19 protein-coding genes and 1 tRNA gene are annotated in these 23,791 nt (G+C 61.0%); 11 read left to right on the top strand and 9 right to left on the bottom strand.

What is annotated here, in order from left to right:
- Positions 1 to 159: 159 nt before the first annotated feature.
- Both HB860_RS11460 and adhE read right to left on the bottom strand, forming a co-directional pair.
- Positions 160 to 1,395, bottom strand: coding sequence for an HD-GYP domain-containing protein (locus HB860_RS11460; protein ID WP_171269608.1), 1,236 nt, complete (start codon positions 1,393 to 1,395; stop codon positions 160 to 162).
- Positions 1,396 to 1,505: 110 nt separating this feature from the next.
- Complete coding sequence (gene adhE / locus HB860_RS11455; RefSeq protein ID WP_247626729.1) at positions 1,506 to 4,193, bottom strand: bifunctional acetaldehyde-CoA/alcohol dehydrogenase; 2,688 nt, start codon at positions 4,191 to 4,193, stop codon at positions 1,506 to 1,508.
- Positions 4,194 to 5,089: 896 nt separating this feature from the next.
- Between adhE and HB860_RS11450 the strand changes: the two genes are divergently transcribed.
- From HB860_RS11450 to HB860_RS11420, 7 genes are all read left to right on the top strand, one after another.
- Positions 5,090 to 5,725 carry a YchE family NAAT transporter gene (locus tag HB860_RS11450; RefSeq protein WP_162519108.1) on the top strand — a complete coding sequence of 212 codons (636 nt, stop codon included), beginning with the start codon at positions 5,090 to 5,092 and terminating at the stop codon, positions 5,723 to 5,725.
- A 280-nt stretch (positions 5,726 to 6,005) separates the two neighbouring features.
- Positions 6,006 to 7,625 carry an ABC transporter substrate-binding protein gene (locus tag HB860_RS11445; RefSeq protein ID WP_139434114.1) on the top strand — a complete coding sequence of 540 codons (1,620 nt, stop codon included), beginning with the start codon at positions 6,006 to 6,008 and terminating at the stop codon, positions 7,623 to 7,625.
- 96 nt (positions 7,626 to 7,721) lie between these two features.
- Positions 7,722 to 8,642: an oligopeptide ABC transporter permease OppB gene (gene oppB / locus HB860_RS11440; protein ID WP_041205427.1), complete on the top strand. Its 921-nt coding sequence runs from the start codon at positions 7,722 to 7,724 to the stop codon at positions 8,640 to 8,642.
- 14 nt (positions 8,643 to 8,656) lie between these two features.
- Positions 8,657 to 9,568, top strand: a complete 912-nt coding sequence (gene oppC / locus HB860_RS11435; RefSeq protein ID WP_139434113.1) for an oligopeptide ABC transporter permease OppC — start codon at positions 8,657 to 8,659, stop codon at positions 9,566 to 9,568.
- Between the two features lie 110 nt (positions 9,569 to 9,678).
- Entirely contained in the window at positions 9,679 to 10,659 is a 981-nt protein-coding gene (locus tag HB860_RS11430; protein ID WP_043129280.1) for an ABC transporter ATP-binding protein, read from the top strand.
- Positions 10,659 to 11,654 carry a murein tripeptide/oligopeptide ABC transporter ATP binding protein OppF gene (gene oppF / locus HB860_RS11425; RefSeq protein ID WP_139434112.1) on the top strand — a complete coding sequence of 332 codons (996 nt, stop codon included), beginning with the start codon at positions 10,659 to 10,661 and terminating at the stop codon, positions 11,652 to 11,654. Before HB860_RS11430 ends, oppF begins: the two co-directional genes overlap by 1 nt.
- Positions 11,655 to 11,956: 302 nt before the next feature.
- Positions 11,957 to 12,916, top strand: coding sequence for a TerC family protein (locus HB860_RS11420; protein ID WP_247626728.1), 960 nt, complete (start codon positions 11,957 to 11,959; stop codon positions 12,914 to 12,916).
- Positions 12,917 to 12,968: 52 nt separating this feature from the next.
- On the opposite strand, the gene alr is transcribed toward HB860_RS11420, so the two are convergent.
- Complete coding sequence (alr, locus tag HB860_RS11415; protein ID WP_247626727.1) at positions 12,969 to 14,195, bottom strand: alanine racemase; 1,227 nt, start codon at positions 14,193 to 14,195, stop codon at positions 12,969 to 12,971.
- A gap of 172 nt (positions 14,196 to 14,367) precedes the next feature.
- On the opposite strand from alr, the gene HB860_RS11410 reads away from it, so the two are divergent.
- Positions 14,368 to 14,814: a methyltransferase family protein gene (locus tag HB860_RS11410; RefSeq protein WP_247626726.1), complete on the top strand. Its 447-nt coding sequence runs from the start codon at positions 14,368 to 14,370 to the stop codon at positions 14,812 to 14,814.
- A gap of 54 nt (positions 14,815 to 14,868) precedes the next feature.
- Here HB860_RS11410 and HB860_RS11405 read toward each other — a convergent pair whose 3' ends face one another.
- The 5 genes from HB860_RS11405 to HB860_RS11390 form a co-directional block, all read right to left on the bottom strand.
- Positions 14,869 to 16,122, bottom strand: coding sequence for a dicarboxylate/amino acid:cation symporter (locus HB860_RS11405; protein ID WP_247626725.1), 1,254 nt, complete (start codon positions 16,120 to 16,122; stop codon positions 14,869 to 14,871).
- Between the two features lie 202 nt (positions 16,123 to 16,324).
- Positions 16,325 to 16,795, bottom strand: coding sequence for a CC0125/CC1285 family lipoprotein (locus HB860_RS11400; protein ID WP_247626724.1), 471 nt, complete (start codon positions 16,793 to 16,795; stop codon positions 16,325 to 16,327).
- Between the two features lie 133 nt (positions 16,796 to 16,928).
- Positions 16,929 to 17,005 (bottom strand) — tRNA-Pro (locus HB860_RS11395).
- A 226-nt stretch (positions 17,006 to 17,231) separates the two neighbouring features.
- Positions 17,232 to 17,354, bottom strand: a complete 123-nt coding sequence (locus tag HB860_RS22195; RefSeq protein ID WP_282101207.1) for a hypothetical protein — start codon at positions 17,352 to 17,354, stop codon at positions 17,232 to 17,234.
- A gap of 1 nt (position 17,355) precedes the next feature.
- Positions 17,356 to 18,699 (bottom strand): dihydroorotase, encoded by a 1,344-nt coding sequence (locus HB860_RS11390; protein ID WP_247626723.1) that lies wholly within the window; start codon positions 18,697 to 18,699, stop codon positions 17,356 to 17,358.
- 79 nt (positions 18,700 to 18,778) lie between these two features.
- Between HB860_RS11390 and HB860_RS11385 the strand changes: the two genes are divergently transcribed.
- On the top strand, positions 18,779 to 19,654 hold the full coding sequence (locus HB860_RS11385; protein WP_247626722.1) for a 6-carboxytetrahydropterin synthase: 876 nt from the start codon (positions 18,779 to 18,781) through the stop codon (positions 19,652 to 19,654).
- Positions 19,655 to 19,726: 72 nt separating this feature from the next.
- Here the strand turns inward: HB860_RS11385 and HB860_RS11380 are convergent, their stop codons facing one another.
- Positions 19,727 to 21,739 carry a methyl-accepting chemotaxis protein gene (locus HB860_RS11380; RefSeq protein ID WP_247626721.1) on the bottom strand — a complete coding sequence of 671 codons (2,013 nt, stop codon included), beginning with the start codon at positions 21,737 to 21,739 and terminating at the stop codon, positions 19,727 to 19,729.
- A gap of 258 nt (positions 21,740 to 21,997) precedes the next feature.
- Between HB860_RS11380 and hinT the strand changes: the two genes are divergently transcribed.
- Both hinT and HB860_RS11370 read left to right on the top strand, forming a co-directional pair.
- Entirely contained in the window at positions 21,998 to 22,348 is a 351-nt protein-coding gene (hinT, locus tag HB860_RS11375; protein ID WP_025326574.1) for a purine nucleoside phosphoramidase, read from the top strand.
- Positions 22,348 to 23,781, top strand: coding sequence for a COG3014 family protein (locus HB860_RS11370; protein WP_247626720.1), 1,434 nt, complete (start codon positions 22,348 to 22,350; stop codon positions 23,779 to 23,781). Before hinT ends, HB860_RS11370 begins: the two co-directional genes overlap by 1 nt.
- Positions 23,782 to 23,791 lie beyond the last annotated feature (10 nt).

The following is a 23,791-nucleotide window of genomic DNA, read 5'->3' as shown; positions in this document are numbered from 1 at the left end:
CATGAATGTGCCCACTGGGTGCGCCACACGGAGGTGGCATGCTCCGCCCGGCCTTCGGCTGGGCGTTTTTTATCCAGCTCCAATGGCGGACGATTTTGAGGGGGCTCGAGCAATTATTCAGGTTTGTCCAATGAGTTATCCCCAGCTTCTGGGGATAACTCAGAAGGCGAAATAGTAGCAGACGCGTCGGCCCAGGTTGAAAAATGGCCGTTGCCCCTCATCCAGCTCCTCCTGCCTGAGGGTGGCTATGATGCTTCTCCCATCTTCCCGCAGATCCATCATGGCCACGGCTTCCGGGCGCTGTCCCCTGATATAGGGTTGCACCTTGGGTTTGAGGGGCATGCTGGGTTCGGTCGAGAGCACCAGCGCCACCGTATCATCCTCCAGGCGTACCAGGGATCCGGGCGGATAGACCCCCAGCACCTTTATCAACAATCTGACCAGATCTTGATCGAATTTCTTCTGGGACAACTTGTAGAGCTGGCCGATGGCCTGACTCGGCCCTGCCGGGTGGAGGCCGCTGCGCGGGTGCAGCAGCTCGTCGTAATAGTCCACCAGGCCGATGAGGCGGGCGAGGGGAGGTATCCTGTCCCCCTGAATGCCGAGGGGAAAGCCGCTGCCGTCCAGCCGCTCGTGATGGAGGTGGGCAACCTCGCGGATCCTGGGTTCGAAGGCCTGCCACTGGTTGAGCATCTCCAGCCCGTACTGGGGATGCATGTTGAGAAAATTCTGCTCGGCGCGGCTGAGCTCTCCCCGCTTCTGGGTGATCTGGCTCGGGATCCTGAGCTCGCCGATGTCGTGCAGCAGGCCAGCCAGCCCCGCCTCCTCGATCTCGATATGGCTCATGCCGAGCTCCCTTGCCATCAGCATGGCGATGAAGGCCACGCTCAGGCTGTGTTGCAGCAGGATGTCCGTGTGCTGGCTGCGAATGAGGTGCAGGCCCAGGGGCCCCTGGTGGTCGGCGAGGCGGGCGGCGACGGTGCGCACCATCTGGGCGGTATTGGCCAGTCCCTCGTCAGGCTTGAGATTGAGGGCGCCGAGGGCATCCCGAAGATCTGACAGGGATTGGCCGAATGCCTTGTCGGCGGTGCGCAGGGAGCGGCGAAAGGCCTTTTCGTCAAACGCGGGTTCGGTCGGTAGGGGGGAGGCATCTTGCGCTGCCCCGAGATCGGGCGAAGGGGTCGGCTCGGCCCGCAGCAGGGGCTCGACGGGGAGATCGCTCTTGTCGGGATCCACCATCAGCAGGGTGAGGTCGAGGTGGCGGATGATCTCGAGCTGCTGCTGGTCCTTGATCTTGAAGGCGTTGAACATGAAAGGGTGGCTGGTCCATCCCGTGGGGAGATGGATGTAGTGGCCGACTCTCAACTGCTCGATGGAGGCCTGGATCAGCGCCATAGACTCACTCTTCTGTCGAATTTGCCTATCAACAAGCTAGCAAAATTAAACAGATAGACAAACAAAAAAGCCCGCGCATGTGCGCGGGCTCTTGTCATCCTTGCCGGTTATCAGGCCTTGGATTTTTTCTTGCTGTCGACCTTGGCGTCGACCTTGGCGTCGACCTTGGCCTCAACCTTGGTCGCTACCTGAGCTTCCTCGGTGAAGGGACGGCCGTAGTAGGTGTCCATCAGTATGGCTTTGAGCTCGGTGATCAGCGGGTAGCGCGGGTTGGCGCCGGTGCACTGGTCATCGAAGGCTTCCAGGGCCAGCTGGTCAACCTTGGCCAGGAAGTCGGTCTCGTTCACGCCGGCTTCACGGATGGAGGCCGGGATCCCCAGGGTCGCTTTCAGCTCGTCCAGCCAGGTCAGCAGCTTCTCGATCTTGGCAGCGGTGCGGTCGCCGGCGGCAGTCAGACCCAGATGGTCGGCCACTTCGGCGTAGCGACGACGAGCCTGCGGACGGTCGTACTGGGAGAACGCGGTCTGCTTGGTCGGGTTGTCGTTCGCGTTGTAGCGGATGACGTTGCTGATCAGCAGGGCGTTGGCCAGGCCGTGGGGGATGTGGAACTCCGCACCCAGCTTGTGGGCCATGGAGTGGCACACACCCAGGAAGGCGTTGGCGAACGCGATACCGGCGATGGTCGCGGCGTTGTGCACCTTCTCGCGGGCAACCGGGTCGTTGGCACCGTTCTGGTAGCTGGAGGGCAGATACTCTTTCAGCAGTTTCAGGGCTTGCAGCGCCTGACCGTCGGAGTATTCGTTGGCCAGCACGGAGACATAGGCTTCCATGGCGTGGGTCACGGCATCGATACCGCCGAAGGCACACAGGGATTTGGGCATGCCCATGACCAGGTTGGCATCGACGATGGCCATGTTCGGGGTCAGCTCGTAGTCGGCCAGCGGGTACTTCATGCCGGTGGCGTCGTCGGTCACGACCGCAAACGGGGTCACTTCAGAACCTGTACCGGAAGTGGTGGTGATGCAGACCAGTTCGGCCTTCACGCCCATTTTCGGGAACTTGTAGATACGCTTGCGGATGTCCATGAAGCGCATGGCCAGGTCTTCGAACGCGGTGTCCGGGTGCTCGTACATGACCCACATGATCTTGGCTGCATCCATGGGTGAACCACCGCCCAGGGCGACGATCACGTCCGGCTTGAAGGAGTTCGCCATCTCGGCGCCCTTGCGAACCACGGACAGGGTGGGGTCGGCTTCTACTTCGTAGAAGATTTCCACTTCCATGTTCAGCTTCTTGAGCAGACGAACCACTTCATCGGCATAGCCGTTGTTGAACAGGAAGCGGTCGGTGACCACCATGGCGCGCTTCTTGCCTTCCAGGTCGCCCAGGGCGATCGGCAGGGAACCACGACGGAAGTAGATGGATTTCGGAAGTTTGTGCCACAGCATATTTTCTGCCCGTTTTGCGACTGTCTTCTTGTTGATCAGGTGCTTGGGACCGACGTTCTCGGAGATGGAGTTACCACTCCAGGAGCCGCAACCCAGGGTCAGGGACGGGGCGAGAGCGAAGTTGTACAGGTCACCGATACCGCCCTGGGTGGAGGGGGTGTTGATCAGGATACGGGCAGTCTTCATCTTGTCGCCGAAGTACTTGATGCGGTCGGCGTTGCGATCCTGGTCGGTGTAGAGGCCGGAGGTGTGGCCGATACCACCGATGTTGACCATGTCGCAGGCCATTTCGACGGCTTCTTCGAAGTTCTTGGCGCGGAACATACCCAGGGTCGGGGAGAGCTTCTCGTGAGCGAACTCGTCCTCTGCACAGAGCTCCAGACCTTCACCGATGAGGATCTTGGTGGTGGCAGGCACTGTCACACCGGCCATGGCGGCGATCTTGGTGGCGGGCTGGCCCACGATGTCGGCGTTCAGGGCGCCGTTGATCAGCAGCACCTTACGCACCTTGTCGGCTTCGTCCTTGGAGAGGATGTAGCCGGCGTGAGTCGCGAAACGCTCTTTGACCTGGTTGTAGATGGAGTCGACCACGATGACGGCCTGCTCGGACGCACAGACCACGCCGTTGTCGAAGGTCTTGGACATCAGGATGGAGGCGACGGCACGCTTGATGTCGGCGGTTTCGTCGATAACGATGGGCACGTTACCGGCGCCCACACCGATGGCGGGTTTGCCTGAGGAGTAGGCGGCCTTCACCATGCCCGGGCCACCGGTGGCCAGGATCAGGTTGATGTCGTTGTGCTTCATCAGGGCGTTGGAGAGCTCGACGGACGGTTGGTCGATCCAGCCGATGATGTTCTTCGGGGCACCGGCGGCGATGGCTGCATCCAGTACCAGCTTGGCAGCGGTATTGGTGGAGTTCTTGGCGCGGGGGTGTGGGGAGAAGATGATGGCGTTGCGGGTCTTCAGGGAGATGAGAGCCTTGAAGATAGCAGTGGAGGTCGGGTTGGTGGTCGGCACTATACCGCAGATGATGCCTACCGGCTCGGCGATGGTGATGGTGCCCATCTCGTCGTCCTGGCTCAGGATGCCGCAGGTCTTCTCGTCTTTGTAAGCGTTATAGATGTATTCGGAGGCGAAGTGGTTTTTGATGACCTTGTCTTCGATGATGCCCATGCCGGACTCAGCCACTGCCATCTGGGCCAGGGGAATACGGGCGTTGCTGGCGGCCAGGGCGGCGGCGCGGAAGACCTTGTCTACCTGCTCTTGCGAGAAGCTGGCGAATTCACGCTGGGCTTCTTTGACGCGGGCAACCAGTGCATCCAGTTCAGCCAAATTGGTTACTGCCATGTTTATCTCCTGATGATTTGAAAACTGTTTAGTAAGACCTTGGCAATGCCCGGCAATTATAGCCGCCCTGTCAAGGAGAGAATCACCATAACGGGGTATTTACATGCCTTACTAAATTGTTTTCTGGCTCGATTATAGAGCCGGGATGTGTCAGAAAAGATTGATCTGGATCATATGTAACAAAAGAACAAAAGAAATTTTGTTTCACCATCCCGGTCGGCCAGATGTTGCGCATTTGTAGAGTAGAGCGCCGGGGGGATGAACACGAGGTGAACAGCCATTTTTGCGCCAGGTATCAAACCGTTGCCTCACATCCCCCCGCTGTTTCGCCGCTGGCAAGGAGGGCGGTGAGGTTAGGCCTGGTGGCGGCCCTTGCAAGCCTCTCGCCCTGATAGAGAGGTCGGCGTTTCATTTCTGTTGGAAAAAGTGGTGGTTGTTTTCATCCAGCGCGGGCCTTTGTGCCGGGCTCTGGGGGCTGTTCGGCAAATCCCATGGCGACGCCTGTGCGGGGGCACGGCTTGCTGCATGGCCGCCCCGGGCAGATCGGGGTGAAGATAGGGCGCCAGCCTGGGGCGCGCTGTGGGGATGAATAGGGGTTATCCCCTGGGGTCATCCAGATCAATCCATGAAAATGACGCTTTCTTGAAGGGAAATAGGGTGATGACTGGGAGTTTCGATATAAAACGCCGCCACACTTTGCAAGCGTGTTAAATGGCCTCCATGGCGATTAACAACTCGATATGTTGATTTTTGTCGATTCATTAGAGGAACTAACTGAAAAGCCCCGGAAAGGGTGAGATTATTTGATTGGAGAAGGGAAATATCATGGTGTAAATTTACGCGCAGTTTGACGGGGGATGGCCCTCGGTGGCCCGAATTGGTTCTGGATGGCGCTTATGGCAGCAATTGACTTCTCTTTATACCTGAAATTTTTCGTTGGCCTGTTTGCGATCATCAACCCGCTGGGTCTGTTGCCGGTCTTTGTGAGCCTGACGGGCCACATGCAGCCGGATGAGCGCAGGAAGACCAACACCACGGCCCATATTGCCGTGATGATCATCCTCATGGTCTCCATGTGCATGGGGCAGCTGATCCTCGACGGTTTCGGCATCTCGCTCGCCTCGTTCCGCATTGCAGGCGGCTCGCTCATCACTTTGATCGCCTGGTCCATGTTGCAGGGCAAGCTGGGGGAGGTGAAGCACAACAAGCAGGAGAAGGGTGAACTGGCCGCACGCGAATCCATCGCCGTGGTGCCCCTGGCGCTGCCGCTGATGGCCGGCCCCGGGGCCATCTCATCCTCCATCGTCTATGCCAGCCAGAAGACCCTGCCCGAGCTGATGGGCATGTTCGTGGTGGTGATGGCCTTTGCCTACTGCTCCTGGCTCATCTTCCGTGCCGCCCCTCTGCTGTTCAAGCTGATGGGCAACACCGGCATCAACGTGGTGACCCGGATCATGGGTCTCATCATGATGTCTCTTGGCATCGAGATCATGGTTGCAGGGATCAAGGGAGTCTTTCCCGGATTGATGTGATTCAGGTCTGTTTTGTCGGAGCCGGTCCTCGTGACCGGCTTTTTATTGTTTCTTTTTTGTTAGTCATTTCCTAGAATCGAGCGGCTTTGTATAAAAAACGCCCATTGCACGATATTTAAATGCTGAATAAATGGTTTAAAGCTGTTTTTTTGACCGCCAAAGCCGCCCCCACCTGATGATATCTATTGCATTATCAGAATTGTCAGGGAATTATGCGGGCAGCGGGATTTTTATCTCGTGAATGGACAAATGCATGGAATGTTCTTGTTGGAGTATGGAAATGACTCATAGAAAAACAATTATTAATACCCTTTTATTGACTGCACTCTTTGGTGGCGCCACCCTGGCCCAGGCCGCCGACGTCCCCGCCGGCACCAAGCTCGCCCCCGAGCAGACTCTGGTGAAAGGCAATGGCTCCGAGCCAGCCACCCTGGATCCGCACAAGACCGAAGGAACGGTTGAATCCAATATTCTGCGCGATCTGTTCGAGGGTCTCGTCACCTCAGGCCCCAAGGGTGAAACCCTGCCCGGCGTCGCCGAGTCCTGGGAAACCAAGGACAACAAACACTTCGTGTTCCACCTGCGCAAAGATGCCAAGTGGTCCAACGGGGATCCGGTCACCGCCCATGATTTCGTCTTCGCCTTCCAGCGCGCGGTGGATCCCAAGACGGCTTCTCCTTACTCCTGGTACATGGAGATCCCGACCATAGTCAACGCTACCGACATCATTGGTGGCAAGAAACCGGCCGACACCCTGGGGGTGAAAGCCAGCGACGACTACACCTTCGAAGTCCAGCTGGAGAAGGCGGTGCCTTACTTCGTCAGCATGCTCTCCCACACCACCACCTACCCGGTGCCGAAGAAAGTGGTCGAGAAGTTTGGTGACAAGTGGACCCAGCCCGGCAACATGGTTTCCAACGGCGCCTATGTGCTGAAGGATTGGGTGGTCAACGAGCGCGTCGACGTCGAGCGCAACCCCAGCTACTGGAACAACGCCAAGACAGTGATCGAGAAGGTCACCTACCTGCCCATCCAGTCCACCAACGCCGAGCTGAACCGCTACCTGGCCGGTGAAGTCGATCTCACCTACAACATGCCCATCGAGCGCTTCAAGCAGATGAAGAAGGAGCACCCGAACGAGGTGCAGGTGAGCGGCTATGTGGGCACCTACTACTACCAGTACAACTTCAAGCACAAGCCGTTTGACGACGTGCGGGTGCGTACCGCGCTCTCCTATGCCATCGATCGCAACGTGATCGCCGACAAGGTGATGGGCAAGGGCGAGACCCCGGGTTACACCCTGGTGCCTGACTTCGTGGATGGCTTCAAGCCGGTGGCCCCGGCCTGGTCCAAGCTGACCCAGGCCGAGCGTGACGCCAAGGCGAAAGAGCTGTTGACCGAGGCCGGTTACGGCCCGGGCAAGCCGCTCAAGTTCGAGCTGCTCTACAACACGGACGACAACCACAAGAAGGTGGCCGTGGCCGTCGCCTCCATGTGGAAGAAGCTGGGCGTGCAGGTGAGCCTGGTGAACCAGGAGTGGAAGACCTACCTGGAAACCAAGAAGCAGGGTAACTTCGACGTGGGTCGCGCCGGCTGGATTGCGGACTACAACGAAGCCTCTTCCATGCTGGATCTGATGCAGACCACCCACGGCAACAACGACGGCAAATATTCCAACACCGCCTTTGACAAGCTGATGAGCGAGTCCCGCAATCAGGTGGATGCGGATGCGCGCAACAAGCTCTATGTCCAGGCCGAAGATATCCTGGCCAAGGACATGCCGATCGCCCCCATCTATCAGTACGTGACCTCCCGCATGGTCAAGCCCTATGTGGGCGGCTACCCGGCCAACCCGCTGGACAACCTCTACAGCAAAGACATGTACATCATTGCTCACTGAGTAAAGAAACAAGTCGCATAACAAGCAGGCCCGCCGGACGGCGGGCCTTTATTACAACCGCGACCCTTTGGAAGCAGTACAGGACAGGAAATGTCTATGTTGAAATTCATCCTTAAACGTCTACTGGAAGCGATCCCGACTCTGCTGGTCTTGATCACCGTCTCCTTCTTCATGATGCGTTTCGCGCCGGGTAACCCCTTTACCAGCGAACGCGCCCTGCCGCCGGAAGTGCTTGCCAACATCGAGGCCAAATATGGCCTGGACAAGCCCATCGGCGTGCAATACCTCACCTATCTGGGCAACCTGGTCCAGGGGGATCTGGGGCCCTCCTTCAAATACAAGGATTTCACCGTCAACGATCTGGTGAGCCAGGCGCTGCCGGTCTCCGCCAAGATTGGTTCGGTCGCCTTCCTGCTGGCGGTGACACTGGGAGTCACGTTCGGCACCATTGCGGCCTTGAAACAGAACACCCTCATCGATTATCTGCTGATGTCGTCGGCCATGGCCGGGGTGGTGATCCCCGGCTTCGTGCTGGCACCCTTGCTGGTGCTCTTCTTCAGTATCTACCTGGGCTGGTTCCCGGCGGGAGGCTGGCAGGGGGGCGGTGTGCAGTTCATGGTGCTGCCGGTGTTCGGCATGATGATGTACTACATCTCCGCCATCTCCCGCATCATGCGTGGCAGCATGATTGAGACCATGAACTCCAACTTCATCCGTACCGCCCGCGCCAAGGGGCTGCCGCTGCGCCATATCATCCTGAGACACGCGCTGCGTCCGGCCATGCTGCCGGTGGTCTCCTATCTGGGCCCGGCGTTCGTGGGCATCATCACCGGCTCCGTGGTCATCGAGACCATCTTCGGCCTGCCGGGGATTGGCCAGCTGTTCGTCAACGGTGCACTGAACCGTGATTACTCCATGGTGCTCGGCCTGACCATACTGGTCGGCGCCCTCACCATCACCTTTAACGCCGTGGTCGATATTCTCTATGCCGTCATCGATCCCAAGATCCGTTACTAAGCCGGGAGTACATCATGGTAGTCACAACTGAAAAGCGCGAAGCCGTCGAGGCGTTCGCCCAGAAAGTGGAAGTGGTGGAAGGACGCTCCCTGTGGAAGGATGCCCGTCGCCGTTTCCTGCGCAACAAGGCGGCCCTGACCAGCCTCATCATCCTGACCATCATTGGTCTGGCGGTGATTGTCGGGCCACACCTGTCCCAATATACCTTCGACGATCCGGACTGGGGCGCCATGCAGGCCGCCCCTGACATGGAGACGGGACACTGGTTCGGCACCGACAGCCTGGGGCGCGACTTGTTCGTGCGCACCCTGCTGGGTGGCCGCATCTCCCTCATGGTCGGCATCATGGGGGCCCTGGTGGCCGTCATCATCGGCACCCTGTACGGCGCCGCCTCCGGCTTCATCGGCGGGCGGGTCGACAGCCTGATGATGCGGGTGCTCGAGATCCTCAACGCCTTCCCCTTCATGTTCTTCGTCATCATGCTGGTGACCTTCTTCGGTCGCAACCTGGCCCTCATCTTCCTCGCCATAGGCGCGGTGAGCTGGCTCGACATGGCGCGAATCGTGCGAGGCCAGACCCTGAGCCTCAAGAGCAAGGAGTTCATCGAGGCGGCCCACGTCTGCGGCGTCTCCAAGTGGAAGATCATCACCCGTCACATCGTCCCCAACGTGCTCGGGATAGTGGCGGTCTACGCCACCCTGCTGGTGCCGGGCATGATCATGTTCGAATCCTTCCTGAGCTTCCTGGGGCTGGGTGTGCAAGAGCCCATGACCAGCTGGGGTGCCCTGCTGGATGAAGGCTCCAAGTCGATGGAAGTGGCCATCTGGCAACTCCTGTTCCCCGCCGGTTTCATGGTGGTGACCCTGTTCTGCTTCAACTTCCTCGGGGATGGTCTGCGTGATGCCCTGGATCCAAAGGATCGCTGACACCAAGGGACAGGCAAGACGCCAAGGGGCCATAAGACCCGTCCAGAGAACGCACTGCGTTCACGGGATGGGCAGGCTGGCATCACGACAGCGCGATAAGGAGTGCTGATATGAAATTACTGGATGTGAAAGATCTGCGGGTCGAGTTCAAGACCCCGGACGGCAATGTGGTGGCGGTCAACGACCTCAACTTCTCCCTCTCTGCCGGCGAGACCCTGGGGATCGTCGGTGAGTCAGGCTCGGGCAAGTCCCAGACGGCCTTTGCTATCATGGGGCTGCTCGCCAAGAACGGCATCATTACCGGCTCGGCCAAGTTTCAGGGGGACGAGATCCTGAACCTGCCGGAGCACAAGCTCAACAAGATCCGCTCCGAGAAGATCGCCATGATCTTCCAGGACCCCATGACCTCCCTGAACCCCTATATGAAGGTGAAGGATCAGCTGATGGAAGTGCTGATGCTGCACAAGGGGGTGAGCAAGGCGGCGGCGTTCGAGGAGTCGGTGCGCATGCTGGACGCGGTGAAGATCCCCGAGTCGCGCAAGCGGATGAACATGTATCCGCACGAGTTCTCCGGCGGCATGCGCCAGCGGGTGATGATAGCCATGGCACTGCTGTGCCGGCCGCAACTGCTCATCGCCGACGAGCCGACCACGGCGCTGGACGTGACGGTGCAGGCCCAGATCATGACCCTGATGAACGAGCTCAAGCGGGAGTTCAACACCGCCATCGTCATGATCACCCACGATCTTGGCGTGGTGGCGGGCATCTGTGACAAGGTGCTGGTGATGTACGCCGGTCGCACCATGGAGTACGGCCGGGTCAACGACATCTTCTATCGCCCGAGTCACCCCTATACCGAAGGCTTGCTGCGCGCCATTCCCCGTCTCGATACCGAGGGGGAAGTGCTGCCCACCATACCGGGCAATCCGCCCAACCTGCTGCGTCTGCCCACCGGCTGCCCCTTCCAGGAGCGTTGCCACCGGGCGCACGAGATTTGCGGCCAGCAATCTCCCGTCCTGACCCCCTTCGGCGACGGACGGACAAGGGCCTGCCACTGGGTTTCGGATGCCATGATCAAGGGGGTGAACTGATGGGTACTGACAAGAAACTGCTGCTGGAAGTGTCTGACCTCAAGGTTCACTTCAGCATCAAGAGTGACAAGGCCTGGCCCTGGGCCAAGCCCTCCGCCCTGAAGGCGGTGGATGGTGTCACCCTGCGCCTCTACGAAGGGGAGACCCTGGGGGTGGTGGGGGAGTCCGGTTGCGGCAAGTCCACCTTCGCCCGGGCCCTGATCGGCCTGGTACCGGCCACCGACGGCAAGGTTGTGTGGCTGGGCCAGGATCTGACCAAGCTGGAGCAGGGGGCGCTGCGGGAGAAGCGCAAGGAGATCCAGATGATCTTCCAGGACCCGCTGGCCTCCTTGAACCCGCGCATGACCATAGGCGACATCATCGCCGAGCCCCTGGTCACCTTCTATCCCAATCTCTCCAGGGAGCAGGTGAAGGAGAAGGTGCGGGCCATGATGACCAAGGTGGGGTTGTTGCCCAACCTGGTGAACCGCTACCCCCACGAGTTCTCCGGCGGCCAGTGCCAGCGCATCGGCATCGCCCGGGCGCTGATCCTGGAGCCCAAGATGATCATCTGCGACGAGCCTGTCTCGGCGCTGGATGTCTCCATCCAGGCCCAGGTGGTCAACCTGCTCAAGTCCCTGCAAAAGGAGATGGGGCTCTCCCTCATCTTCATCGCCCATGACCTGTCCGTGGTGAAACACATCTCGGACCGGGTGCTGGTGATGTATCTGGGCAACGCGGTGGAGCTTGGCACCCGTCAGGAGATCTTCGCCAATCCCCTGCATCCCTACACCAAGGCGCTGATGTCGGCCGTGCCCATTCCGGATCCGGATCTGGAACGCAACAAGGTGATCCAGATCCTGGAGGGGGACCTGCCATCCCCCATGAACCCGCCGTCCGGCTGCGTGTTCCGTACCCGTTGCCCGGTGGCGGGCCCCGAGTGCGCCAAGACCCGCCCCATGCTGGAGGGGAACTTCGATCACGCCGTCTCCTGCCTCAAGGTGGATCCGCTCTGAGGGCGAGGGCGTGAATGAACATGCGGGGCACCCAGAGGGTGCCCCATTTTATTTCCATTCGCGGTGAAGATGCCCCTTGGCGCCACCTTTGGAGGCTGTTACTATCCGCCGCACAAGGGGAGTAACTTCTCGCCGGTTTGTCGTCATTACGGTGCACCCATATCCTGCAGTGCACCCGGCAGCCGGGCAGTCGATGAACATTGGCTGTAAGTGAGACCTTGCCGAGAGGCAAGGTGTATCTGCTCCAAACGCAAACCCACGCCTCTCGGTCGTGGGTTTTGTCGTTTTGGGAGAAGTGAAAAATGGGTGAATGGTGGATGTGGACCGGTTTCTTCAGCATAGTGCTGGTCCTGTTGTGGATTGACATCCGCTTTGTCGGTGGCGGCAAGGCGCACAAGGTGTCCCTGAAAGAGGCGGGGATCTGGTCCCTCATCTGGGTCAGCGTGGCCCTGCTGTTCAACCTGGCCATCTGGCTCTGGCTGGATCACAGCGCCGGGCGTGAGATCGCCAACGAGAAGGGGCTGGAGTTCCTCACCGGCTACCTCATCGAGAAGGCGCTGGCGGTGGACAACGTCTTCGTCTGGCTGATGCTGTTTGGCTACTTCGCCATTCCGGCCGAGCTGCAGCGCCGGGTGCTGCTCTACGGGGTGCTGGGTGCCATCGTCATGCGTGCCGGCATGGTGTTCGCGGGCAGCTGGCTCATCGAGCAGTTCCACTGGATCCTCTACCTGTTTGGCGCCTTCCTGCTGCTGACTGGGGTCAAGATGCTGTGGGCCGCCGACAAGGAGCCGGATCTCGCCAACAACCCGCTGCTGGGCTGGATGCGTCGCCGCTTCAAGGTGACCGAGACCCTGGAGGGGGAGAAGTTCTTCGTCTGGCGTGACGGTGTGCGCTATGCCACCCCGCTGCTGCTCATCCTGGTGCTGGTGGAGGTGAGCGATCTCATCTTCGCGGTGGACAGCATCCCGGCCATCTTCGCGGTGACCACGGATCCCTTCATCGTGCTGACCTCCAACATCTTCGCCATCATGGGCCTGCGCGCCATGTACTTCCTGCTGGCCGGCGTCGCCGAGCGCTTCGCCCTGCTGAAATACGGTCTGGCGCTGATCCTGATGTTCATCGGGGTCAAGATGCTGCTGCTGGACATCTTCAAGATCCCCACCGGCATCGCCTTGGGCGTGGTTGCGTTGATCCTGCTGGCCTCCATGGGGCTCAGCCTCTGGGTGACCCGCAAGAAGGTGACCGATCAGAAGGCGGTGTAAGTACCCGCAAAAAAGGGCTCCCTCGGGAGCCCTTTTCATATCAGATCCGTGCTTAGCGCTTGATCTTCTTGGGGTTGGTATAGCCCCAGATGGTGTACATGTCCGCCAGCAGGGCACCGTTGTACTCCTCCAGATCCGCCTGCTTCACCTCGGCATCCCCCTGACGGCCGAACAGCACCACCTCGTCACCGGGTTTCACCCCTTTGAGATCGGTCACATCCACCATGATGGTGTTCATGGAGGTCTTGCCCACCACGGGCACCTTCTGGCCCTGGATCAGCACATAGGCCTTGTTGCTGAGCGCACGGCGGTAGCCGTCGGAGTAACCGAGCGGCAGGTTGGCGAGCAGGGAGTCGCGCTTGAGGGTGAAGGTGCGGTCATAGCCGACGGTGTTGCCCGCCGGGTAGTGGTTCACCGAGGCAACCTGGGTCTTGAACGCCATCACCTTCTTGTATTCGGTGTAGGAGGGGATGGTGTCCCCGTAGATGATGCCGCCCGGGCGTACCATGTCAAAGTAGGCTTCCGGCACTTCCAGGGTGGCGAAGGAGTTGGCGGCGTGAATGGTGAGCTTGCTGCGATCCAGCTTGCCCGCCTCGATCAGCCACTGGTAGTCCAGCTTGAACTGGGCCAGCCCCAGCTTGACGTCCTCTTTCTCTTCCACCGGGAAGTGGGTCATGATGCCGACCGGGGTGATCCCCTGGAGCTTGACCATGGCCAGGGCATCTTCCTTGGCGTCCGCCTGGCGCAGGTCGATGCCGTTGCGGCTCATGCCGGCGGAGTTCAGACCTATGTGCACCGGAATGTTGGTATGGTGGCGCTGGGCGATGTCGGCGATCCCCTTGGCGCTCTCCAGGCTGCCCACCAGCTCTTCCAGCTTGTAGGGCAGGGCCTGCTCAACTTCGGCCGGGGTAGCGGCACGGACCCGCATCAGACGGCCCTCGAAGCCCTTCTCGCGGGCCACCCGGGCCTCTTCATTGCTGGCGATGCCGATGCAGGGAATGCCCGCCTTGACCACGGAGGGGACCAGCAGATCGATGCCGTGACCGTAGGCGTCGGCCTTCATGATGGCGCAGATCTGCGGGCCCTTGTCGCCGAGACGATCCTTGAGGGTCTGGATGTTGTGCTCGAAGGCGGTCAAATCCACCTCCAGCCAGGCGTTGGCGGCGGTCTGCTCCTGACCGTTGCGGGTGTCGCTGGCCAGGGGCAGATAGGGGGCGGCGACGGCCTGGCCGGCGAGCAACCCGAAGACCAGGGTCGCGAGCAGGGTTTTCTTGTGCATGGGATGATACCTTCTTATTGTTGAGGTAGGGGGCGTCCGGGTGTGGACGCGAGCGTTAGTCGCCTGGGAATTTATTCGTATGTGGATGATATTTATCCATTTTTTATAATTTGACGACGGCGAGAGTGTATCTTATTGGCGCCATTCGTGGCACTTTTTGCAGGAAGAAAATATGCGTTTCGAGCTGCGTATCCCACCTTTGCTACTGTTTGTCGTCATCGCGCTCGCCATGTGGCTGGGAGCCGGAGATGACAGGGGGAGGGGCGTCTTGCTGATCCTGGCAGGAGCCCTGCTGCTGGTGGGCGCCGTGTTCGGCGGCGGGGCCTTGCTGCACTTTGCCCGTCAGCGCACCACGGTCAATCCCGTGCGCTTGCAGCAGAGCCGGGTGCTGGTGACCCGGGGGGTCTATCGCATCAGCCGCAACCCCATGTACCTGGGGCTGCTGTGTTGGTTGCTGGCGCTGGCCTGCTATCTCGGGGGCCCCTGGGTCTGGCTCGGGCCGCTGCTGTTGCTGGGCTGGCTCACCCGCTTCCAGATCCTGCCGGAGGAGCGTGCCCTGCGTGCCCGCTTCGGCATCCCCTATGTGCAGTACTGCCGGCGAGTGAGGCGTTGGTGCTGAGCACCAAACGAAAAAAAGCCCGCAGTTGCGGGCCTTTTGCCGGTTCTTCTTGACTCAAGCCTTGACGAGTTCGCCCTCGGTCTGGGTCTCTCCCAGGCTGTCTTCCGTCTTGGCCACCACGCTGGCGGCGATGGCATTGCCCAGCACGTTGGTGGCGGAGCGCCCCATGTCCAGGAAGTGGTCTATGCCGAGCAGCAGCAGTATGCCGGCCTCCGGGATCTGGAACTGGTTCAGGGTGGCAGCGATCACCACCAGGGAGGCGCGCGGCACCCCGGCCATCCCCTTGGAGGTGACCATCAGCAGCAGCAGCATGGTGATCTGCTGGGCCATGCTGAGCTCGATGCCATAGGCCTGGGCGATGAACATCACCGCGAAGGTGCAGTACATCATGGATCCGTCCAGGTTGAAGGAGTAGCCCATGGGCAGCACGAAGCTGGCGATGCGCTTGTCGCAGCCGAATTTCTCCAGCCTGTCCAGGGTCTTGGGATAGGCAGCCTCGGAGCTGGCGGTGGAGAAGGCGAGCAGGATGGGCTCGCGGATCATGGCCAGCAGGGTCAGGATGCGGCGGCGGATGAAGAGGCTGCCCATGGCGATGAGCAGCAGCCAGAGGCAGGCCAGGGCCAGATAGAACTGGGCCATGAAGGTGCCATAGGTGGCGAGGATGCCGAGCCCTTCCTTGGCGACCATGGCGGCGATGGCACCGAACACCGCGAAGGGGGCGAAGTTCATCACGTAGCCGGTCACCTTCAGCATGATCTCGGCGCTGCTTGCCATCAGCTTGACCACGGGTTTGGCGGCATCCCCTAGGGCGGCGGCGGCCAGCCCGAAGAAGAGGGAGAAGACCACGATCTGCAGGATCTCGTTGGTGGCCATGGCCTCGATCACGCTTTTCGGGATGGCGTGGGTCACGAAGTCCTTGAGGGAGATGGCGGTGGCGGCCACCCCTGAGCTCGCGCCGTCATCGGGCAGGGAGAGGGAGAGGCCGACCCCGGGCTGCATCAGGTGGACCATCACCAGCCCCAGGGTCAGTGACATCAGGGAGGCCAGCATGAACCAGCCCAGGGTCTTGGCGCCGATGCGGCCCACGGTGCGGGTGTCGCCCATCTTGGCGATGCCGACCACCAGGGTAGTGAACACCAGGGGAGCGATGATCATCTTGATGAGGCGCAGGAAGATGTCGGTCAGCAGGGTGATGTCACTGGCAAAGGTGGCGGCCTGGGCCGGGGCAAACAGGCGATAGCCTTGCCCGGTAAAAATGCCAAGCAACATCGCAATGAGGATGGCAACGGTCAATTTGTTCATTTTCATGGGGGGACAGTCTCGATATGTGCAGTGCCTGTGCAGGTGGGGAGGGTACCACCTAAGTCCGTTTTTGTGATCCGGGCCATGGAATCCTGACAGCCGGTATGCTGGCAGCATGCCTAATCACGAAGGGGAAATCCAGCGACTTATATCAGAACTTTATGTTGCAATTAGTTGTATGTGATGTAGATCTTGTAAATTAATTATATTAATCACTGTTTGTTTTCAACTTTGCCAGATAAATGGCTTCCAGGCTCTGATCGTCCAATGGGGCTCTCCCCAGGGAGAAGATCAGCAGTGCCGAGGTGCGGTGCTCTACCTGCATCTCGTCCATGAAGGTGTCGGGTTCGTACTCATCGAAGCCGAACCGGGGGCGGGTCGGGGTGACCCTGACCGCATCCCGCGACAGGGTCAGCGACTGCACCTGCACCCAGGCGTACCCCTGCGCCAGCGCTATCTCCCCCGCTCGCTTGAGCACATACTTGCGGGCCGTCTCCCTGTCCACCAGATCGTTGCCCACAAACTCCAGCTGCCAGCGGGTCGCCCCGAGCCGGGTCTGGGAGAAGCCTGTCTGGCCGTTCCAGAAGGACTTCTCGCTGTCGTAGGAAGTGGCGCAGCCGCCGAGCAGCAGGGAGCCGCACAGGACGAGGACGAACAAGAGGGGGGAGCTTGGTGACATGGTGCTGGCCCTTGGCTGAGAAGGAGTCACTACAGCACAACGCCCCCCAAGAGACAATCGCTGGCCCGGGCGCCGCCGCGGGGAGGCAAAAAGAAAAGGCCTTGTCGTCTGACAAGGCCTTTCTCGGGGAATTTGGTCGGTGTGAGAGGATTCGAACCTCCGACCCTCTACACCCCATGCAGATGCGCTACCTGGCTGCGCTACACACCGACGGAGTCAGCTCGGCTGACGGGGAGGGAGTTTATGGAGATGCCCCGACCCTGTCAACAGGGGAAATCCCGCGCCGAGATCGTTTGCCTGCTTTGCGAGCAACTTCGGATCAAAGTGCGACCAGTCGCGCATTTTGTCGGCACTCCGCCGCCGCCTTGCATGAAAAACGGCCGCCCTGGTGGGCGGCCGTTTGGCGTGAGTGACAGGCGTCGCTCTCAAGCAGGGATCAGCGGTTGAAGGTCAGTCGCTTGCCCAATACCTGATCGGTGACCTGGCCGTTCTGCCAGGCAATCTGACCATTCACCAGGGTCATCTCAATCAGGGCGCGCTGGAAGCTGTCATCACGCATATCAGCGGTTGAAGGTCAGTCGCTTGCCCAATACCTGATCGGTGACCTGACCGTTCTGCCAGGCAATCTGGCCGTTCACCAGGGTCATTTCGATGGTGCTCTGGAAGCGGTAGCCGTTGAAGGGGGACCAGCCGCACAGGTAGAGCAGGTTGCTGTCGTTGACCACATAGGGCTTGCCGAGATCCAGCAGCACCAGATCCGCGAAGTAGCCCTCGCGGATGTAGCCGCGATCCTGCACCTGGAAGCGCTCGGCCACCGCGTGGGAGGTCTTCTTGACGATGGTTTCCAGCGAGAAGACGCCGTTGTGGTAGAGCTCCAGCAGCGCCTGCAGGGAGTGCTGCACCAGGGGCACACCGGACGGCGCCTTGAAGTAGCTGTTCTGCTTCTCTTCCCAGGTGTGGGGGGCGTGGTCGGTGGCGATGATGTCGAGCACGTCGTTGCGTACCGCATCCAGCAGGGCGTGCTGGTCGGCGGCGCTCTTCACCGCCGGGTTGCACTTGATCTGGCTGCCCAGGGTGTCGTAGTCCGCCTCGTTGAAGAACAGATGATGGACGCACACCTCGGCGGTGATGTTCTTGTCCTTGAGATCCTTCAGATCCGGGGTGGCGGTGAAGAGCGACAGCTCCTTGGCCGTGGTCAGGTGCAGCACGTGCAGCTTGGCGCCGTACTGCTTGGCCAGGGAGACCGCCATGCTGGAGGATTTGTAGCAGGCGTCGGCGCTGCGGATGCGGCCGTGCTCGCGCATCGGCACATCCTCGCCCCACTTGGCGCGGGCCTCGTCTTCCAGCCCCTTGATGGAGGGGGTGTCCTCGCAGTGGGTGACTATCATCACCGGGCTCTCGCGGAAGATGGCCGCCAGGGTCTCCTGGTTGTCCACCAGCATGTTGCCGGTGGAGGCCCCCATGAAGATCTTGATGCCGCAGGACTGCTTGGGATCGAGCTTCTTGATCTCTTCCAGGTTGTCGTTGGTGGCACCCAGGTAGAAGCTGTAGTTGGCGGCGGCGGAGTTGGCGGCTATCTGGTATTTGGCTTCGAGGGCGTCGATGGTGGTGGTCTGGGGATTGACGTTGGGCATTTCCATGAAACTGGTGGTGCCACCGGCGACGGCAGCCCGGGATTCACTGGCGATGGTCCCCTTGTGGGTCAGGCCAGGCTCCCGGAAATGGACCTGATCATCGATCATCCCGGGGATGAGGTGACGGCCTGCGGCATCGATCACCACGGCATCGGGGGCGCTGATGTCCGGGGCGATGCGGGCGATCCGCTCACCCTCGATCAAGACGTCGGAAGCATAGATGCGGCCTTCGTTGACCAGGGTGGCATTCTTGATAAGCAATTTGTTCATGGGGGGTTCCAGTTCCTTTGCCGATAATCCGGGGTCATAATATCGCAAACTGCACTTTCTCTGTAGCAAGGCCTGAGTAATGAAGTTATTTGTTAGAGATTTGACTGTGATCGATTCTAGCTATCTGTGCGAGCGTCGCGGCATGGTAGGGGAGAGCTGGCTGGTGGACATCGAGATGAGCGGCGAGCTCAACGAGATGAGCATGCTGCTGGATTTCGGCCGGGTGAAGAAGCTCGTCAAGTCGATCATCGATGAAGAGGTGGATCACAAGCTGCTGGTGCCGGCCGAGAGCCCCCTGGTCCATGTCCACGCTCTGGACGGCGACGAGTGCACGGTGGATCTGCTGCGCCCGGGGCGCTCCATCCACCTGCGCTGCCCGGCCCAGGGCTTTGCCTTCATTCCCGCCCCCCAGGTGGACAAGGAGTCGGTGACCCGCTATCTGCTGGCGGTGCTGGCCAAGCGCCTGCCCGGCAACATCAAGGATCTCTCCCTGACCTTGCGCCAGGAGAAGATAGAGGGCGCCTTCTACCACTACAGCCACGGCCTGAAGAAGCACGACGGCAACTGCCAGCGCATCGCCCACGGCCATCGCTCTCCGGTGGAGATCGAGGTGGACGGGGCGCGCGACGAGGAGCTGGAGCTGAACTGGGCCGAGCGCTGGGCCGACATCTACTTGGGCACCCAGGAGGACAAGGTGGCCCTCTCCGAGCTGGCGTTGAGCGAGCTGGCCAAGGCCCATCTGGGGGAACACCACCTGGGCTTCAAGTACGTGGCGCCGCAGGGGCTGTTCCAGCTCGCCATGCCGGCCGCCGAGGTGGAGATGATAGACACGGACACCACCATAGAGCTGCTGGCCCACTATATCGCCCGCGAAGTGAAGAAGCAGGTGGGGGAGAAGTTCGTCAAGATTGTCGCCTATGAAGGGGTCGGCAAGGGCGCCATCGCCTACGCCTGATCTTCCTGCAAGCCGCCATAAAAACGAGGCCCCGCATCTGCGGGGCCTCGTCGTTTCACATGGCTCGGGGCGTCAGGCGCTGAGCCGGAAGCGCTGCACCAGCCCCTCCTGCTGCTCGGCCAGGGAGTCGAGCTGCTGGCTGGTCTCGGCGACCCGCTCTATGCCCTGATAGTTGAGATCCGAGATGTCCGAGATGCGGTTGAGGTTGGTGGCGATGTCGGCGCTGGTGGCCTGCTGCTGCTCGGCGGCGGAGGCTATCTGGCTCGACATGTCGCTGATGAGCACCACTATGCCCTGCACCTCCTCCATGGCGTTGTTGGCCTGGGAGCTCTGATCCACGCAGCTGTCCATCTCGCGGGAGCACTCCTGCATCACGTTGACCGCCCGGGCGACCCCCTGCTGCAGGTTCTCTATCATGGTCTGGATCTCGCTGGTGGACTGGGCGGTGCGACCGGCCAGGTTGCGCACCTCGTCCGCCACCACCGCAAAGCCGCGGCCCTGCTCGCCGGCCCGGGCCGCCTCGATGGCGGCGTTGAGCGCCAGCAGGTTGGTCTGCTCGGCGATGCCGCGGATGACGTCGAGTATGTTGCCAATCTGGCCGCTCATGGCGCTCACGTCGCCGATCACCTTGCCGGTCTGCTGCAGCTTGCCCGCCAGCTGGTGGGTGGTGGTGATGTTGCCAGCCATCACCTTGCGCCCCATCTCGGAGGCCTTCTCCACGTCCTGCACCCGCTCCAGGGTCTGGTTGGCGGCCTGGGCCACCTCCCGCACCGAGGCCTCCATCTGGGTCATGGCGGCGGCAACCGAGGCGGTCTCCTGACGCTGTTTCTCCAGATCCGCCCGCACCGATTCTGTGGTGTGGCGGTTGTCGTGGGCGGCGCTGTTGAGCTGGGTCGAGGCCTGGGAGAGCTGCCTGAGCACGTCTCCCATCTGCTGGATCAGCAGGTTGATCTGGCTGGCAAGCTGGCCGAACTCGTTCTGGCTCTTGAAGCCGACCCGCTGGGTCATGTCACCCTGGGTCACCTCGGTCAGTACCCGCAGCAGCTCTTTCAGGGGGCGGCGGATGGCCTTGCCGAGGGTGAAGGCCACCAGGATGGCGACGAAGATGGCGATGACTATGCTGATCCCCTGGGTCAGGGTGCTCTGGGTCTGCACCCGATCGGAGGCCCTGATGCTGGCGTTCATCAGCTGCTGGCTCTGGGCGGTGATCCCCTCCAGCTTGTTCTGGATGCTGACGATGAGCTGGCTCGCCTGCTTGCTCTGCTCGCGCATGGTCTGCTGCTGCTTCATCAGCGCCAGGTACTGGGCGAGCACCCCCTCATTGGCGGTGGTGTCGCGCACGAAGCCATGGACGTAGTGGCCCATGTTGTTGTCGAAATCCTTGAGCTCCCCCTGGAGATCCTTGATGGTGCTGTTGAAGCCCTCGATCTGCATCTTGTTGCGCTTGAGCGCCGCCTCGATGGGGGCGGGGATGCTCTGGTTGAGGGCATCCATGGTGGAGAGCTCGATGGCAGAGAGCTTGGTGGTCAGGGTCTCGGAGAGCATCTTGATGAAGCTGTCGTCGACGGTGACCATCATGTCGCCGAGGTTCTTCTTGAACTGGGGCAGGCTGACCTGGAACTGGCCCTTGGCCTGGTTGACCTTGTGCAGCCGGGTGAGCAGGGCCTCGTGCTCGGTGGGCAGGGTCTGGGTCAGCTGCAGGTAGTCAGCCACCAGCTTGCCGAGGGCTGTCATCTCCCCCTGCAATTCGGGGTGTGCCGCCACCTGCTGCCTGAGGGTCGTCAGCATCTTGTCGACCTGGCCCTTGGCCTGCTGCAGTTCGGCCACTTCCGCCGGCAGTTGCTTGGGATCCTGCTCGGTCAGCACGTCGGTGAGCCACTTGTTGGCGCTGAGCAGGCTGATCTGGGTCTGGCTGCTGGCGATCACCAGCGGCATGGACTCTTGTGTTACCTGATCCAGGGCATCGCTGAGTTCGCTCTGGCCGCGAAAGGTCAGTACCGCGCTGGCGACCATGACGGCGACCAGGATGGCAAAGCCCAGATAGACTCTCTGTAAGATCGAGAGGTCTGACATTGTTTGTTTCATTATTGTCCCGCTGTCTATGCAAAAGTCCCTTGCCTGAGTACCCCGTCCCTTTGGTACCCTGCATGCCCTCACGGGGAATGCCGCTGGGGTACTCGGGACGTCATCCTCACTATCGGTATTCTTCACAATAACTGAAGTGATTGGGACAACGGCTGTGTCAAATGTCGGCTTGTGTCACACTTGGCGGGCTGTGGCGACATTTTTGGGAGTCGCTTGAGTTTTGCATTGAATTTTCTTTTTCATATAAAGGAGTTACCCATGGCGCAAGAAACCATTTTCAGCAAAATCATCCGCAAGGAGATCCCCGCCGACATCCTTTATCAAGACGATCTGGTGACCGCGTTCCGCGACATCCAGCCCAAGGCCAAGACCCACATTCTGATCGTGCCGAACGTGCTGATCCCCACGGTCAACGACGTGGAAGCGGATCACGAGCTGGCGCTCGGCCGCATGTTCACCGTGGCCCGCAAGCTGGCGGCGGATGCCGGGATCGCCGAGGACGGCTATCGCCTCATCATGAACTGCAACCGCCACGGCGGGCAGGAGGTCTACCACATCCACCTGCACCTGGTGGGTGGCCAGCCGCTGGGACCCCTGCTCAGCCTGTGATGCGTCCCGCCTCATTGACCGGCCTGCTGTTGGCCGGTCTGCTGCTGGGAGGCTGCGCCTCCCGCTGGCAAGATCTCTTCGTCTCCTATTCCGATCAGATGGTGCCCCTGCGCAACCAGCTGCTGCTGGGGCATGCCGCCGAGGCCCTGCCGAAGGTGCGGGAATCGACCCCGGGGGACGACACCTATGTGCTGGATCAGCTGGAGAGAGGGCGCATCGCCTGGCTGGCGGGTCAGGACGGGGTCAGCAAGCAGGGCTTTGCCGCCGCCGACAGCCGGCTCGCCTGGGAAGACAATCAGGCCCAGTATCGCCTGAGTCACGGCCTCGATCAGGCGGGCAGCCTGCTCACCAACGATCAGACCATGGCCTACCGGGCGCCGGACTACGAGCGCACCATGCTGCACCACTATCTGGCGCTGAACTACCTGCAGCGGGGGGATGCCGAAGGGGCCCTGGTGGAGGTGCGCCGCGCCAACCAGGTGCAGGAGCGGGCGCTCAAGGCGCGGGCCGACGAGGTGCGCAAGGCCAAGGAAGAGAGCGAAGAGGCCGAGGCTGATACCGCAGCAGAGGGGGAGATGCGCCAGCTGATGTCGCGCGGCGCGCCCGAGCTCGATCGCCTGATAGGTCAGGTGAAAAACGGTTTCCAGAACGCCTACACCTTCTATTTCTCCGGCGTGCTCTACGAGGCGGCCGGGGATCTCAACGACGCCTGGGTGGACTATCAGCGCGGCTACCAGATAGCGCCGGACAACCAGAGCCTGCAGGATGCCTTGCTGCGCCTGGCCCGGCTTCGCGGCTCGGTGGACGAGCTCAGGGAGACAGAGAAAAGGGTGGGCCGCAAGGTGCCGCCGCTGCTCAAGGATCAGGGCCAGCTGGTGGTGCTGTTTGAAGATGGCCTGATCCCGGCGCGGCGGGAGATCTTCCTGCCCCTGCCGATTTCCACCTCCAGCGGCGATTTTCGTACCTTCACCGTGGCGGTACCCTATTACGACAACAGGGCCAGCGACACCGGCCCGCTGACGGTGTCGGCGGGCAAACAGGCCGGGCGGACCAGCTCGCTGGTGCGACTGGAGGCGCTGGCGGCCAAGGATCTGCAGGAGCGGCTGCCCGGCATGCTGACCCGTCAGGCGCTGCGGCTGGTGGCCAAGGAGCAGCTGCGGCGCTCCGCCGCCAAGGAGGGGGGAGATGTGGGCAACATCCTGGTGGGGATCTTCAACACCCTCTCGGAGCGGGCCGATACCCGCAGCTGGCTGACCCTGCCCGCCGAGGCATCGAGCTGGCAGGGAATGCTGCCGGCGGGCGACGTGAACCTTACCCTGGGGGCCGGTGCTGCCCAGCGTCAGTTGCCGCTTACCATTCACAGCGGCCGCACCACCCTGGTCTGGGTGCAGCGTCTCGGCGCAGGACTGAGCACCCGAGTGATGCCCCTATGAGTGCCCGTTT

Origin of the sequence: Aeromonas genomosp. paramedia, assembly GCF_023093515.1 — a bacterium.
Lineage (GTDB): Bacteria > Pseudomonadota > Gammaproteobacteria > Enterobacterales > Aeromonadaceae > Aeromonas.
Note: the sequence above shows the minus strand (reverse complement) of the source record. Positions and strands in the feature narration are given on the sequence as shown.